General features: G+C 56.5%; 12 protein-coding genes. 10 read left to right on the forward strand and 2 right to left on the reverse strand.

Going from position 1 to position 17,344, the window contains the following annotated elements; translation table 11 throughout:
- Positions 1–46: 46 nt before the first annotated feature.
- From ACQKPA_RS29035 to ACQKPA_RS29045, 3 genes are read left to right on the forward strand one after another with little or no spacing between them, the layout of a single operon-like run.
- Positions 47–2,176: a hypothetical protein gene (locus ACQKPA_RS29035; RefSeq protein ID WP_427495867.1), complete on the forward strand. Its 2,130-nt coding sequence runs from the start codon at positions 47–49 to the stop codon at positions 2,174–2,176.
- Positions 2,173–3,087, forward strand: coding sequence for a 4-hydroxy-tetrahydrodipicolinate synthase (dapA, locus tag ACQKPA_RS29040; protein WP_427495868.1), 915 nt, complete (start codon positions 2,173–2,175; stop codon positions 3,085–3,087). Before ACQKPA_RS29035 ends, dapA begins: the two co-directional genes overlap by 4 nt.
- The gene (locus ACQKPA_RS29045) at positions 3,068–3,997 is read left to right on the forward strand and encodes a pectinesterase family protein (protein WP_427495869.1); all 930 of its coding nucleotides are present in this window, start codon (positions 3,068–3,070) and stop codon (positions 3,995–3,997) included. The genes dapA and ACQKPA_RS29045 overlap by 20 nt, the downstream gene beginning before the upstream one ends.
- A 27-nt stretch (positions 3,998–4,024) precedes the next feature.
- Here the strand turns inward: ACQKPA_RS29045 and ACQKPA_RS29050 are convergent, their stop codons facing one another.
- Complete coding sequence (locus ACQKPA_RS29050; RefSeq protein WP_427495870.1) at positions 4,025–5,008, reverse strand: sialidase family protein; 984 nt, start codon at positions 5,006–5,008, stop codon at positions 4,025–4,027.
- A gap of 159 nt (positions 5,009–5,167) precedes the next feature.
- Between ACQKPA_RS29050 and ACQKPA_RS29055 the strand changes: the two genes are divergently transcribed.
- The 4 genes from ACQKPA_RS29055 (at position 5,168) to ACQKPA_RS29070 (ending at position 12,471) form a co-directional block, all read left to right on the forward strand.
- Positions 5,168–6,226, forward strand: a complete 1,059-nt coding sequence (locus tag ACQKPA_RS29055; protein WP_427495871.1) for a dienelactone hydrolase family protein — start codon at positions 5,168–5,170, stop codon at positions 6,224–6,226.
- Between the two features lie 16 nt (positions 6,227–6,242).
- Positions 6,243–8,981 (forward strand): hypothetical protein, encoded by a 2,739-nt coding sequence (locus ACQKPA_RS29060; RefSeq protein ID WP_427495872.1) that lies wholly within the window; start codon positions 6,243–6,245, stop codon positions 8,979–8,981.
- 182 nt (positions 8,982–9,163) lie between these two features.
- Entirely contained in the window at positions 9,164–9,343 is a 180-nt protein-coding gene (locus tag ACQKPA_RS29065) for a hypothetical protein (protein WP_427495873.1), read from the forward strand.
- On the forward strand, positions 9,340–12,471 hold the full coding sequence (locus ACQKPA_RS29070; protein WP_427495874.1) for a glycosyl hydrolase: 3,132 nt from the start codon (positions 9,340–9,342) through the stop codon (positions 12,469–12,471). The genes ACQKPA_RS29065 and ACQKPA_RS29070 overlap by 4 nt, the downstream gene beginning before the upstream one ends.
- A 281-nt stretch (positions 12,472–12,752) precedes the next feature.
- Here ACQKPA_RS29070 and ACQKPA_RS29075 read toward each other — a convergent pair whose 3' ends face one another.
- Positions 12,753–13,808 (reverse strand): LacI family DNA-binding transcriptional regulator, encoded by a 1,056-nt coding sequence (locus tag ACQKPA_RS29075; protein WP_427495875.1) that lies wholly within the window; start codon positions 13,806–13,808, stop codon positions 12,753–12,755.
- Between the two features lie 283 nt (positions 13,809–14,091).
- On the opposite strand from ACQKPA_RS29075, the gene ACQKPA_RS29080 reads away from it, so the two are divergent.
- Genes ACQKPA_RS29080 through ACQKPA_RS29090 form a run of 3 tightly spaced genes read left to right on the forward strand, consistent with a single transcriptional unit; the run spans position 14,092 to position 17,334 of the window.
- Positions 14,092–15,525, forward strand: a complete 1,434-nt coding sequence (locus tag ACQKPA_RS29080; RefSeq protein WP_427495876.1) for an L-fucose/L-arabinose isomerase family protein — start codon at positions 14,092–14,094, stop codon at positions 15,523–15,525.
- 24 nt (positions 15,526–15,549) lie between these two features.
- On the forward strand, positions 15,550–16,392 hold the full coding sequence (locus ACQKPA_RS29085; RefSeq protein WP_015735258.1) for a transketolase: 843 nt from the start codon (positions 15,550–15,552) through the stop codon (positions 16,390–16,392).
- Positions 16,393–16,395: 3 nt separating this feature from the next.
- Positions 16,396–17,334 (forward strand): transketolase family protein, encoded by a 939-nt coding sequence (locus tag ACQKPA_RS29090; RefSeq protein ID WP_427495877.1) that lies wholly within the window; start codon positions 16,396–16,398, stop codon positions 17,332–17,334.
- Positions 17,335–17,344 lie beyond the last annotated feature (10 nt).

Consider the following 17,344-nt stretch of genomic DNA (forward strand, 5'->3'; position numbering starts at 1 on the left):
CGTCCAACCGGGCGGCAGAACGGAAATCGGAAGGAGAGCGCTGGAAATGAACGCTTATCGTATAACGAGTCCGGCCGAGCGCCGAAGCGTGGATGTATGGCAGTCGGACAACGATGTTTATATCCAATTGTCCCGCGAAGGCGACTCCGAGCCTTATTTCAGCAATAAGCTGGGACTTATGGCGGTTTACTCGGAGGGACGTCCATGGCGTGAAGAGCGGCTTCGGCTACATGCCGCGCGAATCGAGCAGCATGGCGGCACGCTGCGGATCGAGGCGGACGGCGGGGAGCTGATCCTCGCATTGGAACTGAAGTTCGATGCGGAAGGGCTGCTTCGGGTATGCGCCATATGGGAGAATCGTTCCGATCGCACGCTATGCGACGCCGCGGTCGGGCTCGAATGGGAGCTCGCCTCCCGCGGCAAGGAAAACGTGACGATCCCCCATATGATCTACAACAACAACCCGTCGGCGGATCCCTCCAGGCTTGTGCCGCATCTCGGCATCGGCGAGGGCAAGGGCTTTATTTGCGAGGAGCATCGGCTCCCGATCCCATGCGTGAACGTCGAGTGGAACGAGGAAAACTCCGGCGAGCGATATTTTTCGATGTTCTCGCTTCCGTCCTATATCGAGGATTCGGAAGGCGTCGTCCATTATGGCTCGCTTGGCGCTTATCAGCGTGATGGAAGCATAGCCGTTGCGGCGATGAGCGGCGTTCTGATGTTCAATGGCAAGAAGGACATCGTGTATGTGAGCAAGAGCCAAATCGAGCCGTACTCCGGCGGCTATACCGATTTTGCCCCGGGCTTTGCGCTCGAGAAGAGCTATGCTTTGGAATGGGGTCCGCAAGAGAAGCCCGGCCAGGCTTTCTCGAAGGCCGTTCACCGCGCCGTTCGGCTGTACGATCCGCAGGGCGCCGATCCGCTATCGCTGGATGAACTGATTCGGCTCAAGACGGCGGCCATGGATGACCGGTGGCGGGAGACGGACCGGTCAGCCGGCTACGTGAAGTTCAACGACCGGAATTCGTTCGGGCTCGTGTCGAAGAAGCACGGGCTTCACTACATGTACGGCTGGACCGGACAATGCTTGAAGCTGGCTTGGTGCGACGCGTCTTTGGGCTTCGACGGTCAATCGCCCGAGCGTATCGAGCGATGCAGGAAAGCCGTCGACTTTTATCTCCGCGAGAGCGGCACTTCGGTGCCCGGACTCAGGAACGCCGCGTATCATTTGTCGGATGGCCGGTGGGAAAATTTCCGCTGGCAGCAGGAGCCCGTCATCTCGAGCCGCGCCTTCGGCGAAACCGTCAGCGACCTCGCCGATATCATCATGCTGTTCCGCAGCCGGGGGGAGCGGGTTCCTTCCGCTTGGACGGCCGCGCTCGAACAATCCGCGGATTTTATATTGGGGGCCATATTGCCTTCAGGCATATTCCCTTCCGCCTTTAAGCCGGACGGCAGCGCCGCGGACACGGAGATTACGGCCGCCGGCATTCCATGCCTGATCGCGTTAATCAAAGCCTGGCAGGTGACGGGCGCGCGGACGTATCTTGACGCCGCCAGCGCCAGCATGGAGCGCTATTACGCGCTGCATGCCGAAACCTTTGAACGGCCGTTCGCCAGATCTACGCTTGACGCAAGATGCGAGGACAAGGAAGCGGGCATGTTTTTCTTCATCGCGGCCTTCGAGCTCTTCCGTCTGACCGGGGAATCTCATTTCCGCAATTGGGCGGAGATCGCCGCGGATTGGCAGCTTACCTACGTGTATATGTGGAACCCGGCTTACGATCGCGGCACGGCGTTCAGGGAAAGCGGCTTCCAGGCTGTCGGCTGGCCCGGGGTGAGTGTGCAGAACCATCATCTCGACGTCTTTTTCCCTACCTTCGAGCTGTGGCAGTTCGGCCTCATGACCGACAACGAGACGTACGTGCGCTTGGCGCGCACGATCTTTGGCGCACTCGGCCAAGGCATTTGCACCAAGCCGGGCGAGTGGGGCTTCACCGTCGTCGGGGAACAAGCGGAAGGGTTCTTCCAGTCCAACTTCCAAGGAAGAGGCAGATCCAACACCTGGAATCCCTCTTGGGTTATTTCGGAAGTGCTGCATCATGCGCTTCGCTTCCGCGAAGCGGCCACTAGTGGCGAAAACCAAAAACAGGGCAAAGGAGTTCATCGTATATGATTAGACCGCACGGCATTATACCCGCAATGGTGACGCCATTCGACCAGGAGGGGCGCCTTAACGAGCCCGTCGTCCGCTCGATGATTCGGCGTCTGCTTCAAGCGGGGGCGCACGGCATATTCGTGCTCGGGACGAACGGCGAATTTTTTGCGCTAACGGAAGACGAGAAGATTGAGCTTGTCCGAATCGCGGCCGACGAGATCGGCGGAGCCGTTCCGCTCTATGCGGGATCCGGCGCGATTACGACAGCAGAGACGCTTCGTTTGTCGCGCAAATTGGAGGAAGCGGGCGCCGATATTTTATCCGTTATTACGCCTCACTTCGTTCCATTGAACCAATCGGAGCTTCGCAGCCACTTCGAAGCGGCGGCAGGCTCGACGAATTTGCCGATCGTTCTCTATAACATACCTGCGCGCACGGGCATTATGCTGGAAGCGGCAACCGTGGCATCGTTATCCGGCATTGCCAATATCGTCGGCGTAAAGGATTCAAGCGGCAATTACGAGCATGTGCTTCAGCTGATTCAACAATCGGGTCCCGACTTTGCGGTTCTGGCCGGTACGGATTCGTTCATTTTGTCGACCTTGCTTGCAGGGGGCGCCGGGGCTATTGCAGCCTCCGCCAACGTCGCTCCCGAAACGGTCGTCTCGATTTATAAACACTGGCAGGAAGGGCGGCTGGAGGAAGCCGCGAAATCGCAAGCCGACATCGCGGTCGTCCGCAAGCTGATGCAGTTCGGAACGGTGCCGTCAGGGCTTAAGGAGATTCTGAGCCAGCTGGGAATCGAAGTCGGCTCGCCTCGTTTGCCGGTCCGGCCTGTAGGCGAAGAGGCGAGGAACATCATTGCGGAAGGCTTGCGCACAGCCGGTATCTTGAAGGAGGGGGCCCCACATGCGAAAGTACGTAGTTGATCAATCCGGAAACGGAGATTTCCGTACGGTTGCGGAAGCGATCGCGGCAGCGCCGGATCATGCCGTCGAACGCACGTTGATTGTCGTGAAAAACGGGCATTACAAGGAGAAAATAACGGTTCCATCAAGCAAAACCAAGTTGAGCTTGTTGGGAGAAAGCCGGGACGGAGCCGTCATCGTCTATGACGATTCCGTGTCGACCCTGAAGCCGGACGGCACGAAAATGACGACGTTCGATACGCCAAGCTTCACGATATTGGCAGAAGATTTTTATGCTGAAAATATAACCTTCGCTAATTCAGCCAGCAGGCTGGAGAAGCGGGGGCAGGCGCTTGCGCTGCATGTGGAGGGAGATCGCGCGGTCTTCCGGAACGTAGCGATGCTAGGCCATCAGGATACGCTGTATACGCCGGGCAACGGCAGACAATTTTACGACAGCTGCTATATCGAGGGACACGTCGACTTCATATTCGGTTCTGCGACAGCCGTGTTCAAGGATTGCGAGCTTCATAGTCTCGATCGTCATAACGGCTATGTGACGGCGGCTTCTACGGATGAATCGCAGCCTTACGGCTACGTCTTTCTGAACTGCAGGCTAACCGGAGCCGCGCCTCCCGCGACCGTCAGTCTCGGCCGGCCTTGGAGGCCGCACGGAAGCGCGATTTTCGTTAATACGTGGATGGGAAGCCATATCCGTCCGGAAGGCTGGGACAACTGGCGCGATCCAGCGAAGGAAAAGACGGCGCGGTATGCGGAATACGGAAGCGTGGGACCGGGAGCGGAGTCGGCGGCACGCGTAGATTGGGCCAGATATTTGACGGAAGAAGAGGCGTCGGCATTGACGGTACGAAGCGTACTGGAAGGCCGCGACGGCTGGAATCCCGAAGAGGTGCGCGCGGCCGTTATATAAGGGGTTGATTTCGGGAGCAATCGTTGGCTATTCTTTCACGACGATATGGTAGAAAGCGATTCGCTCCCTTCTCCATGTGTAGCTAATATAAATGTTGTTGCCATGGGCGACGACCGCGGGGTACGAATATTGACTGATGCCCGAATCGAGTGGAAGCTCTTCGCCCCATGTCGCGCCGTCGTCGCGGGATAACCGAAGCACGAGCGGAGTGCGGGGACCTTTTCCCTTCGGATCGTCCTCGCGCGGTACGGTCGGGTTGTAGGCCATGGCAAGCGTTCCGTCCGATAACCGCGCAAGATCGAAGCCGCTGTTGTTGTTCGGCATATCGGTCGGATAAGCCTCGCACCAAGTGAGGCCGCCGTCCTGCGAATCGCTGCGGTACATAGCGCCTTCGGTGCTCCGTGCCAGCAGGTGGACGGAGCCGTCCTCCGACTCCCACAGCGTCGGTTGGATGATGCCTTTCAGCCTCAGCTTCCCGTGATCGAGGGGAACGATCGCCGTTTGCGTCCACGTATCGCCCTGATCGTGGGAAATATCGATAAAAGCGTCCCATGCGGGCTCAAGCGAATTCGGAGCGAGCAGTGCGCCGTTCCGAAGCGCGATCGGCTTGTTCTTGACAGGTCCCCGTCCGCCGATGTCGCCGGGCACGAGCTCCTTGGGCTCGGACCAGGAATGGCCGTTATCGTCCGAACGGGTGATGCGGGTGTGCCATTCGGCAACGCGGGCGCCAACCTTGTAGAAGAGCAGCAGCTTGCCGTCAGGTCTGAGATAGAGAACGGGATTCCAATGCGGATGGCCTTCTTCGTCCGCGACTTTGACCGGAGCGGACCACCCGCCGGACGTTCTGCGCGCCGTCCAGATTGCCACGTCGGGAGCGCTCTCGCGGGAGCCGCCGAACCAGGCGGCCAGCACGTCGCCATCCGGCAGGACAACCAGCGTGGATGCGTGACAGCTCGCGAAGGGGCGATCGTCTTCAAATATAAACTCTTTTGCTTCAACAGAATACGTCATAAAAAAAGACACCTCCAACTATAATTAACAGCTGCTTTGAACTTACCCTATGGGTGAAGCTGTTACGTTACAAGCGTATGACGGTGCTTGACTCGATTCAATAGGGCATTACGTTCGTACGTCCTGCGATAGCGCCTATTTGGGAAAGGAGTTTACGGCATGTGGAATCCCGACAAATTTATGGAAGCTTTATATGAACGGTCCGCAGCGGCAAGAAAGAAGCAATCCGAGCTTGGCCGCGAAGAGCGGAAAGCGCTTCAGAAGGAACATCTGCGAGCAGCGCTTGTTCCGTTCGAGGAAATGCGAGCGCCGCTCGATCCAATTCTCCTGGAACGAACGGAGTATGACGATTATGTCCGGGAGCGCGTCGAGATCGGAACGGTGACCGGTCTTCGCATGCCGGTCTACGTTCTCATTCCAAAAGAAAGCAGTCTGACTTGGGAGCTGCCCGGGAATTCTTCTGGCAAGCTTCCCGGCATGCTTGCGCTGCATGGACACGGCTACGGAAGCCGGGAGGTTGCGGGGTTTGCGCCTGACGGGACGATGAGCGTGACGAAAGGCGGACATAACCGATTCGCCTTGGAGCTTGCGCGGCAGGGCCATATCGTCGCTGCGCCGGAAATGATCGGCTTTGGCGACCGCAGGCTGCTCCGCGATACCGTTCCCGGCAAAGAACGCAGCTCTTGCAATTCCTTAACGGGACAACTGCTCATGCACGGCATGTCCCTTGCGGGCTTGCGCGTCTATGAAGCGATCAGGACGCTCGATTACCTTGCGATGCGGGCGGAGGCCGATCCTCGGGCAATCGGCTGCATGGGTTTCTCGGGTGGAGGGTTGCTCGCGGCTTACGCGGCCGCAATCGACGAGCGGATCAACGCCGCTGTCCTTTGTGGATTCACCAGCACCTATAAAGGAAGCATTTTGTCGATTAACCACTGCATCGATAATTACATTCCAGGCGTGCTTGAATATGCCGAGCTGCCCGATTGGGTCGGGCTCATTGCGCCGCGTCCGCTGTTCGTCGAATCCGGCGAGAACGACCCGATCTTCCCTGCCGGCTCCGTTCGCGAAGCCGTCGAGATTCTGCGGAACATCTACCGGGACGAAGGGGCGGAGCATAGACTGCAATCCGATATTTTCCCCGGCGCCCACGAGGTTAGCGGACGGAATATCTATCCTTGGCTACAATCGACGTGGCTATCGTTAGAGAATAAATAGAAAACGGAGGATCGACATGAATAAAATCAGATTAGGGATTCAGGATCAAGCATCGCCTCGGATGGTTTACGGCTTGAAGCTCCTTAGGGATGCCTTGGAAGCATGCGGTTATGAGACGGAGACAGCGGACGGGGAGTGGAGCTCCTTGACCTACCGGAAATCGCCGGAGCTCAAAATTTTCGTCGGCAACCGGGAAGAGTCGGAATTTATCCATTCGCTGGAGCATCAGGAAGTTCTTCTCTATCATTCGGAGGAGCCGGGCAAGGAAGGCTTCTACATCGCCACGCTGCCGGGAAATCTGATCGTCGTTTCGGGCGGCAACGATACCGGCGCCTTGTACGGAGCCCAGGAGCTGGCCGAACGGGTTCGCCGCGCGGGACGGGTTCCTGATTTGCTTGCGCATGGCGAAACGCCGAAGTTTGTCATCCGCGGCCCGGTGCTCGGTCTGCAAAAGACGGAAATCGAGCCTCCGCGCCGCACCTACGAGTACCCGATTACGCCGGATCGCTTCCCTTGGTTCTACGACAAGGCGTTGTGGACGGAATACCTGGACATGCTCTGCGCGCAGCGGAGCAATATCGTATACATCTGGTCGGCCCATCCGTTCTCCTCCTTGGTGAAGCTTAAGGATTATCCGGAGGCGCTGGAAGTGACGGAAGAGGAGTACAGCCTCAACGTCGAGACGTTCGGCTGGCTGACGGAAGAAGCGGACAAACGAGGCATCTGGGTCGTGCTGAATTTCTACAACATCCATATCCCGCTGCCGTTCGCGGAAAAACACGGCTTGGAGCTTCATCAGCCGAAACCGCTTCCGATCACCGCCGATTACACCCGCAAATCGATCGCGGAATTCGTCAGGTCCTACCCGAGCGTCGGGCTCATGCTGTGCCTGGGCGAGGCGATGCAGGGAGACGTGTACGGCGCCGAATGGTTCACGGACACGATTCTGGCAGGCGTTAACGAAGGCCTCCGGGATCTGAAGGTGAAGGAACGTCCGCCGATCATCCTCCGCGCGCACGCGGTTAAGGCGGAGCCGATTATCGAGAAGGCGATTTCGCATTACCCGAATTTATTCACCGAAGCCAAGTATAACGGCGAGTCGCTCACGACCTGGACGCCGCGAGGCGGCTGGAAGCATACCCATAACAATCTGAGCGGGATGCAGTCGGTTCATATCGTCAACGTCCACGTGCTCGCGAATCTGGAGCCATTCCGCTACGGCTCGCCCGCCTTCATTCAGAAAAGCATGCAAGCGGCAAAGGATCGGCAGAAGGCGAACGGGCTGCACCTTTACCCGCTCTTCTTCTGGGATTGGCCATATAGCGGCGACAAGACGACGCCAAGGCTGAAGCAGGCGGAGCGGGATTGGATGTGGTATGCCGCATGGGCGCGTTATGCATGGAACCCTGACCGCGATCCGGAGACGGAACGCCACTATTGGATAGAGGAGTTGGCTTCGCTGTTCGGGTCAAGGGAAGCGGGCGCTGCGCTGTTGGAAGCCTATGACGCTTTTGGCGAGTGTGCGCCGAGGCTCCTTCGCCGCTTCGGCATTACTGAGGGCAACCGGCAGACACTGTCGCTTGGGATGACGATGAGCCAATTGACCAATCCCGACCGTTATTCCCCGTATCGAGCGCTGTGGGAGGATCACGCGCCGCAAGGCGAGCGGCTCGAATTGTATGTCCAGCGAGAGCTGGCGGATGAACCGCACATCGGGGAGACGCCGATCGACGTTATCGAATCGGCCGAGCGGTTTGCGGAGCAAGCCTGGACGGCGATTCAGCGCGCAAGCTCTCATGTTACAGACAATAGGGAAGAATTCGACCGAATCGCGAGCGACGTGGAAGCGATTCTGTACATGGTGCGCTTCTACGGCGCCAAGGTGCGAGCCGCCGTCCAAGTGCTGGCGTACAAACACACGGTGAACGGCAACTACCTGGAACATACGAATCTGTTGGAGGAAGCCGTTCCTTATTTGCAGGAGAGCGTGGATTGGTACCGCAAGCTGACGGAGCTGACTAAGAACACGTACCTGTACGCGAACAGCATGCTGACGGCGCACCGTAAAATTCCGGTGCCCGACGGCCGGAAATTTAAGCATTGGACGGACTGCCTCCCGATTTACGAGGAAGAGCTCGCAGGCTTTAGAGCCAGCGTGAATGACTTGAAGGCCGGAAAGCTGCCATCGCGGGTAAGCGGAGAAGTGAAGATCGAGCCGTACCGGGAAGCCGACTTCAGGCTGAAATCCACCGGCATGGAGACGTATACGCTGTCGAAGGACAGCTTGCTCTTCACCGACGGCGAGGTATACGTGCAGAACTGCGCCGAGGAGCTCGAAGGCTTGACCGGCGTCCGGTTCAGCCGCGCGGAAGCGGCGAAGGGCGGAATGGCCGTCGAGTTCGAGACGGAGACGCCGGTTCGCGTGCTAGTCGGCTATTTCAATTCCTCCGACCCGCAATGGCTTCAGGTGCCGACCCTGGACGAGAATACGCATGCGGATGAACGGGGAGGCTTATCTCCCGTATTGCGCAAAGGAATCAAGACCTCCTTCTACCCGAGCGTTAACGTTCACGCTTTTCTGTACGAGGCCGGAAGCCATATGCTGAACCTGGGCATAGGAGCCTATGCGGTGCTCGGCGTCATCGCCGCCGATCAGGAGCTGAAGGAGCGGGACGTATCGCCGTTCAGCGAAAGCTCCCGAACGCTGGATTGGCTATATGACGGCGCCAACAAGAAGGGAGCGCTGTCGCGCTGATGGAGGCGGTTCAGGAACAAGCGCTATTGAAGCCTAATTAATTCAGGGTCCTACTCACCTTGCAACAAACACAGCAGCTAGGCCGCAAGGCTCTGGCTGCTGATTTTTGTTCACGCGCACAAATCAACAAGAATGCTCGAAGTGATGAACCTATTAAGCTGATTAAGGAGGCGGATGAATCGATGAGGAAGCTTGTACAACCGGACACACTGAAAACAGATAAGGAAGTCCCGTTCAGCGGCGGCGCGGGCAACGACGTTTGGCGCATGCTTACAGCCTTTGTCGGGGGGAATGCGGAGGCCGTTCCCGAGCTGCTTCGAAGCAATCCTACGTTGCTTGATGGGGAGGAGTTGGCAAGATGAGCGACTTGGCTATGCTGCGCAAGCAGTTTGCGGAACCGCCTGTAGAAGCGAGGTCCGCGCCCTTCTGGGCATGGAACGACAAGCTGGATGTTGATGAATTGATGCGGCAAATCGAAGGGATGAAGGAGCAAGGAATCGGCGGCTTCTTTATGCATGCGAGGGACGGACTGGAAACCGAGTATCTGGGAGAGGAATGGATGGAAGCGGTCGAAGCTTCGGTTATGAAGGCAGAGCAGCTCGGCATGGAGGCATGGCTGTACGACGAGGATCGTTGGCCTTCCGGCACGGCGGGCGGCAAAGTGCCGGCGATCGGCGACGAGTATCGCTCCAAGGGACTGACGGTAGAGGTGCTTCAAGACGGCAGATGCGGAACGGCCTCTGCTCCATACCTAGCCGATGATCGGACAGTGGCGCTCTTCAAGGCGCGTATCGACCAGATGAAGTTGTACCGCTGTGAGCGCCTGCCGCTTGCGGAGCCGGTTAAGACGCTTGAAGCGGCCGAGGCGCTTCTCGTGTTTCGTGTCGAGGTGTCAGCACCTTCCGAATGGTTTAATGACCAGGCGCCGCCGGACAGCATGAATCCAGAGGCCGTTCGCCGGTTCATCGACGAGACGTACGAGGTATACAAGGCTAAGGTCGGCGACCGGTTCGGCCAAACGATCAAAGGCGTGTTCACCGACGAACCAAGCGTCAATGACCGGCATTGCAGGTTTACGGAAGGACGCGGCTGGGTGCCGTGGACGTATTCATTCCCCGATTACTTCAAGAGCCGGCGCGGTTACGATCTGTTGGAGGAAGTCCCTCATCTGTTCTTTGACAGCGACCGCTCTTCCTGGGCTCGCCATGATTATTGGCGCACCGTATCGGAGAAATTCACCGACGCGTTCTCGAAGCAGATTTACGATTGGTGCGACAATAACGGCCTGTCGTTTACAGGGCATTATTTGCAGGAGGATAAGCTCGGTCTGGGCACCCGGGTCGGCGGCGCCATCATGCCGCATTACCGGTATCAACATATACCCGGCATCGACATGTTGACGGAATCGACCGATGAGCATATGACGGTGAAGCAGTGCACGAGCGTAGCAAATCAATACGGCCGTAAGCGCGTGATGACGGAAACGTATGGCTGCGCCGGATGGGAGTTTACGTTCGAGGGTCAGAAGTGGATCGGCGACTGGCAATATGCGCTCGGGGTCAACTTCCGTTCGCAACATTTGGCGCTATATTCCATTAAAGGTTGCCGTAAGCGGGATTATCCGCCGGTGTTTAATTACAATACAAGCTGGTGGAAATACAATCACGTTGTCGAGGATTATTTTGCACGGCTCGGCGCGGTGTTGACCGAAGGGCGCGCGGTTAGGGACATCCTCGTGCTGCATCCGGCTTCGACGGCTTGGTCGCTGCTTGGCTCCAATCCATACGGCATGCCGAACCGGGGCAGGGATCGCGATATCCCCGGCATTAATCGGTACGGAGACGAGTTCAATCGTTTGCTCAGGGCGTTGCTCGGCGCGCATCACGATTGCGACCTTGGAGACGAGACGATTATGAGCGAGATCGGCGAAGTGAAGCCCGGCAAGCTGATTATCGGACAGGCGGCCTACAAGGCGGTGGTCATGCCAAGCATCTCCACCATGCTGCGAACCACCTATGAGCTGCTGCTGCTTTTTCTGGAGGCGGGAGGCCGCGTCGTTGCCATGCAGCCATTGCCAATGATGTTGGAAGGCCGAACGTCGGAAGATCTCTCGAAGCTGACGAATCATCCGCACTTCACGGCGGTCGCGGATACGGCTGGGGTTATGGATTGGCTCGATCATGGCTCGGGCCTATCGCGCCAAGTATCCATTCGCGGGCAGCAAGAGACCGAAGAAGACGGCTTGTTGTATATGCTTAGGAAGTCTGAAGGCTGCAGCTCGCTGTTCATCGTTAACAATGACCGCAATCGCGGCCATGACGCGCGGATCGAAACGGCCGTTATCGGTACCGTAGAGGAATGGGATGCGCTGACTGGCGAGGTTCATCAAGTTGAGTCGTGGCTCTGCGAAGGCAAGCTGCGGTTTCGGGCGTCATTCGAACCGGCCGGCTCGAAGCTGTACATGATTAATGAAACAGCGGCTCCTGCCGCACAAGCACCGGCCCCGGTGCCGGTAGCGTTTAACGACAACGACTTGTATGCGGCGTTCGGGCCGAGATTCCGGTTCACCCGGTCGATACCCAACGTGCTGACGCTCGATCAATGCCGGTACCGGATGCAGGGCGGAAGCTGGTCCGAGCGGATGGAGGTGTGGCAAGCGCAGCGCCATATTCGCGATACGCTCGGGATGAGGCAAGTATTTTACAATGGCATCACGCAGCGGTACAAATGGATCGGGGAAGAGCATCCGAACGATGGGACGGAGGTTCTATTCCGGTTCGAGTTACATGTCGATGAGGTGCCAGAGAGCGAAGTTTCCCTCGCGCTCGAGGGGGCGGAACGATTCCGCATCCGCTGCAACGGCGAAGAGCTTGCTTCAAAGGCGGAAGGCTGGTATATGGATCGTTCGATCTCATGCGTGAAACTAAGCGGCTTACGCAAGGGAATCAATGAGCTGATTCTCGACTGCGAATACACGAACGATATGGAAATGGAAGACATCTATGTGATCGGCAATTTCGGGATTAGCCCGGAACGCAGCATCATTGCTGAGCCGGCCCTGCTGCACGCGGGCGATTGGTGCCTGCAAGGTTATTATCATTATTGCGGCAGCATAATCTATCATTTGGATTATAAGCATCGTCATGAACCCGATTATCGTGCGCTTCTGAAGCTCGGCGAGGTATCGGCGGTCGTTGCGGAAGTGAGGGTGAACGGCGTAACGGCCGGCTACATCCCGTGGAGGGCGGCGGACGGTCTCGATATAACCGGCTTTTTGGCGGAAGGCGACAATCGGCTGGAGATCGAAGTGATGGGCAGTCCGCGCAATGTGTTCGGACCGTTTCACGTGGCGAGAGGCAAATCGCGAGTGACGAGCTGGGGCTCGTTTCGGACCGAAGGCAAGGAGCATACGCCGGATTATATCACGTTTCCCTATGGCATTATGGGTCAAATCAAGTTGATGCGCTCAAAGCCCGGGAGGAGTCTATGACCATTCAAGCTACACATAAGGCGCTTCAGAAGATCAGGTGATGTGCTGAAACGATTTCAAGACTTGGATGCTTGGATCCGAAGGCGACTCCGTTCGATACAATTGCGGAGCTGGCGAAAAGTGAGAAAGCTCCACCGGGAAATGCGAAGAAATGCCACTGATGCGTATGACAGCATGCATGGAGGAGCCGGATGCGTTGACCCGCACGTCCGGATCTGTGAGAGGCCTATGCGCATGCGCATAGGCCTACTCGATTTCCGCGGCTATGTGAGTTGCTGGCTTCAGCTCTCGCCGATTGCAATTCGGGAAGATGCCGATGACTTCCTTTGTACGAGCGTCGTATCGATCATGACTTTGGAAGCGGCGGTCTCGCCCGATGTCGCCGACTGTATGACGAGATCAACAGCCAGATGGGCCATTCGTTCCTTGGCTACTTGAACCGTGGTCAGTTCGGGAGTGACGATTCTAGCTTCCGAAATATCGTCAAAGCCGACGACAGATATATCCTCCGGCACGCGAAGACCAAGCTCTTGCAGCGTTCTGACAGCGCTGATCGCGATATAATCGCACTCGCAGAAAAAAGCCGTAGGCATCGGCTTCTTGTCGGCCAAATAATCCGTAAGCTGCCGCGACAGGTTTTCCTGAGAGGAAAGGATCGTCGGCGCGACCGAGAAGACGCACACATCGCCTGGATCGAGCCCTCGCTCCCGAAGCGCTGACTCGAAGCCTATCCGGCGATCGTCGAAGTTTTTAATTCTTACATGAGATGCCAGATATCCGATGGATGAATGCCCGCTGTCGCAAATGTGTATCCCTGCCTGATAGGCTCCCAGCACATTATTGATGGATACAAAATGAACGGGGAGCGTTTCAAAGCAGTTGTCCAATACGACAAGAGGCATCGTAATCGCTCCCGCGATGTCGGAAATTTGCTCGCGGCCAAGGTTGGTGCCTAACAAAATGACGCCATCGCTTCTCTTTTCCTCCGAAATCAGCTTAAGCTGCTCCGCAAACTGATCTGGCGATACCGAAGTGAACATAAGCGAATAGCCGTAGAAACGGCATCTCTCCTCGATATGATGGATCAGTTCGCGAAAGAACGGCTGCTGGTAGTATTGCTCCAGAACAATGCCGGAATTGGCAATCGCGAGAAACGTCAGCGATTTGATAGACGGCTCGTCCGATGACGATCTCGATTTGTGGGTATAGCCGTTTTTCTCCGCAATTTGAATAATTTTTTCGCGCGTTTCAACGCTGATTCCTTGCTTTCCGTTTAATGCAAGCGAGACGGCGGCTTTGGACACGCCCGCCAGCTTCGCGATATCCTCCATTTTCAATCCACTTCAGCCTCATTTCATTTCTTTCAAATATCGAAGTTTAGTATGTTTAGTTTACTATTCCAATGAATAATAAGCAACATCACGCTGCGAGTTTATATTAACGTTTATGACTATTAACTAAACTATTTGCTTTTGTTTATATAAACTGATTGACCAAACAAAAATACAGTGTTAATTTAAAGGTGTCATAAGTTTTATTGACTTAGTTTTTGTAAACTGTTTATTAGTAACTGCGAATGTTTAGTTAAGTTTGTTTAGTTAAAACAAGGAGGAGCGCAGCTTGAAAAAAATTAAATTGGGATATGCACCAACAAGACGGTTTGTTTTCAGCGCGGAGGACGCATTCAAGTACAAGGTGCTGATCAAGGAGAAAATCGAAAGCTTCGGTATGGATATCGACATCGTCGATTTGGAAGGCATTAACGAAGAAGGGCTGCTCTATGACGACAATATCAATGCGGATTCAATAGCGGATCGATTCAAGAAGGAGGGAGTGGATGCCGTCTTCTTCCCCCATTGCAACTTCGGGACGGAGGATACGGTGGCGCGTGTGGGCAAGGCGCTTGGCAAGCCGGTGCTGCTATGGGGGCCACGCGACGAATCTCCGCTGGAGGACGGCATGCGGCTGCGCGATACGCAATGCGGCCTGTTTGCGACAGGCAAGGTGCTGAGACGTTTTAATGTTCCTTTCACTTATGTGACCAATAGCCGTATTGACGATCCGGTGTTTGAGCGGGGTTTTACCAATTTCGTCGCGGCAGCCAATGTGGTCAGAAGCTTCCGCAGCTTGCGCATTCTGCAAATCGGGCCGCGTCCTTCGTCGTTCTGGACGATGATGTGCAACGAAGGCGAATTGCTGGAGCGGTTCGGCATTGAGATCCATCCCATTACGCTTGTCGATATTCAAAGGGAAACAAAGCGCATCGAGAAAAACGGAAGCCCGGAGCTAGCCGAAGCCGTCGATTATATTAAACGCAAGCTGGACTGGTCGGAGGTGGCCGAAGCGGACGTCATCCGCATCGCGGCTCTGAAGGCGGCCATGAAATCGTTCGCCGTCCGGACGGGAAGCTCCGCGATCGCGATTCAATGCTGGTCTTCGCTGCAGGATGCGATGGGCATCATGCCTTGTCTGGCGAACGCGATATTGACCGATGAGCAAATTCCGGTTACCTGCGAAACGGATATTCACGGCGCGATTACATCCATCATGGTTCAGGCGGCAACGATGAACCAGCATCCGACCTTCTTCGCCGATCTGACGGTCCGACATCCCGAGAACGCGAACGGCGAGCTGCTGTTCCATTGCGGCAACTTCCCGGTATCCATGTCGGTGGAGGATACGCCGAGGCTCCGCAAGCACTTTCTGTTCGACGATCATTCGCCGGGCACGCATGAAGGCGAAGTGAAAGGCGGCGATATGACTTTGGCGCGCTTCGACGGCGATCATGGCGATTACCAGCTGTTCCTTGGCAAAGCGCGCGGTATCAAAGGCCCCTATACCCGCGGTTCTTATGTGTGGGTGGAGGTCAACGACTGGCCGCTATGGGAAGAGAAGCTCGTTAAGGGGCCTTATGTGCATCATTCCGTCGGCATTCATGCCAATGTTATCCCGGCGTTATATGAGGCTTGCAGCTATATTCCGGGATTGACGCCGGACCCGGTCGATCCGACAGAACGCGAAATTCAAGCATGGCTTCGCGGCAGCGGCTTATAGAAGCAGACGGAGGAGGACGGGCAAATGGAAGTACGGGAATTGAAAGCGAAAGCAGCGCAAATTCGAATCGATCTGCTGAGCATGATTCACGCTGCCAAGACCGGACATACAGGTGGATCATTAAGTAATACGGACATCCTTACCGCACTTTATTATCGTGTCATGAGAGTAGATCCCAAACAGCCGAAATGGGAGCAGCGGGACCGCTTTATTGCCAGCAAAGGCCATTCGGTGGAATCATTATGGTGCATTCTCGCCGATCTTGGCTTCTTCCCGAAGGAGGAGCTGAAGACGTTCAGCGCTTTCGGAACAAGGCTGATCGGCCATCCAAACAACAAGGTGGCCGGCATCGAGATGAATACGGGGGCGCTCGGCCACGGTCTTGCCATCTCGGTCGGCATGGCGCTTGCCGCGAAGCGGGACGGCGGCGATTATCGCGTGTTCTGCCTGATGGGCGACGGCGAGCAGGCGGAAGGCTCCGTCTGGGAAGCGGCGATGGCTGGCCCGCATTACAAGCTCGACAATCTCATTGGCATTATCGATCGCAACCGGCTGCAAATTAGCGGATCGACGGAGGAAGTCATGGGGCTGGAGCCGCTGGAGGATAAGTGGCGGGCATTCGGTTGGCATGTCGTAACCGTTGACGGCAACGACATGGACTCCCTTGTTGAAGCATTCGAGGCAGCCCCGGCACAACCTGGCAAACCTACCCTGGTGATGGCCAATACCGTAAAGGGAAAAGGAGTGTCTTTTGCGGAAAACATTCCTCATTGGCACCATCACGTGCCGAGCGACGACGAACTAAAGCGGGCGATCGCGGAGCTGGAAGCTGTATTGGATACGTATCAAAGGGAAGGGGCCGTGTAAGGAATGGCGAACAAAATAGCCAACAGACAAGTGATTTGCGACACGCTGCTGGAGTTGGCTCAAGAGGATGGCAGCATTATGGTCCTCGCGAGCGATTCGCGCGGCTCGGCGGCGATGGCGCCCTTCGCGAGCGCGTATCCTGACCAGTTTGTGGAAGTGGGCATCGCGGAGCAAAACATTGTCGGCATATCCGCCGGTCTCGCCCACAGCGGCAAAAAACCGTTCGTCACTTCGCCGGCTTGCTTCTTGAGCATGCGCAGCATCGAGCAGATCAAAGTCGACGTAGCCTATTCCGCAACCAATGTGAAGCTGGTCGGCATAAGCGGCGGCGTCAGCTACGGAGCGCTTGGCATGTCCCATCATTCCGTACAGGATTTGGCGGTCATGCGCGCGATTCCGGGCATAGCCGTACTTCTGCCTGCCGACCGGCATGAGACGAAAAAGATGACGGAAGCTTTGGTTGCTTATGATGGCGGAGCCTATGTGCGAATCGGACGCAATCCGGTTGAAGACGTCTATGAATCGGATGATTACGAATTCCAGATCGGCAAGGCCGTCACGCTAAGAGACGGAGGAGATCTTACTCTCATTGCGGCAGGAGAGACCGTGAAGGTTGCGGTAGACGCGGCAGCCGCCCTTGCGGAAGCCGGCATTTCCGCGCGCGTCATCAATATGCATACGATCAAACCGCTGGACGAGGAAGCCATTCTGAAGGCGGCGCTCGAAACCGGACGAATCATTACGATTGAAGAGCACAGCATACACGGCGGTTTGGGCGCGGCCGTTGCCGAGGTCGTGGTGCAGCATCATCCCGTGCCTATGCGGATTGTTGGCATTCCGGATGAACCTGCTATCGCGGGCAAGACGGCGGAAGTGTTCCGGCATTATGGCATCAGCGTCGAACATATCAGTAGTCTCGCGCAGGAACTGTTAGGGCTATAGGGAGGTCTGT

This window comes from Paenibacillus sp. NPDC093718 (assembly GCF_050279985.1).
Lineage (GTDB): Bacteria > Bacillota > Bacilli > Paenibacillales > Paenibacillaceae > Paenibacillus_AQ.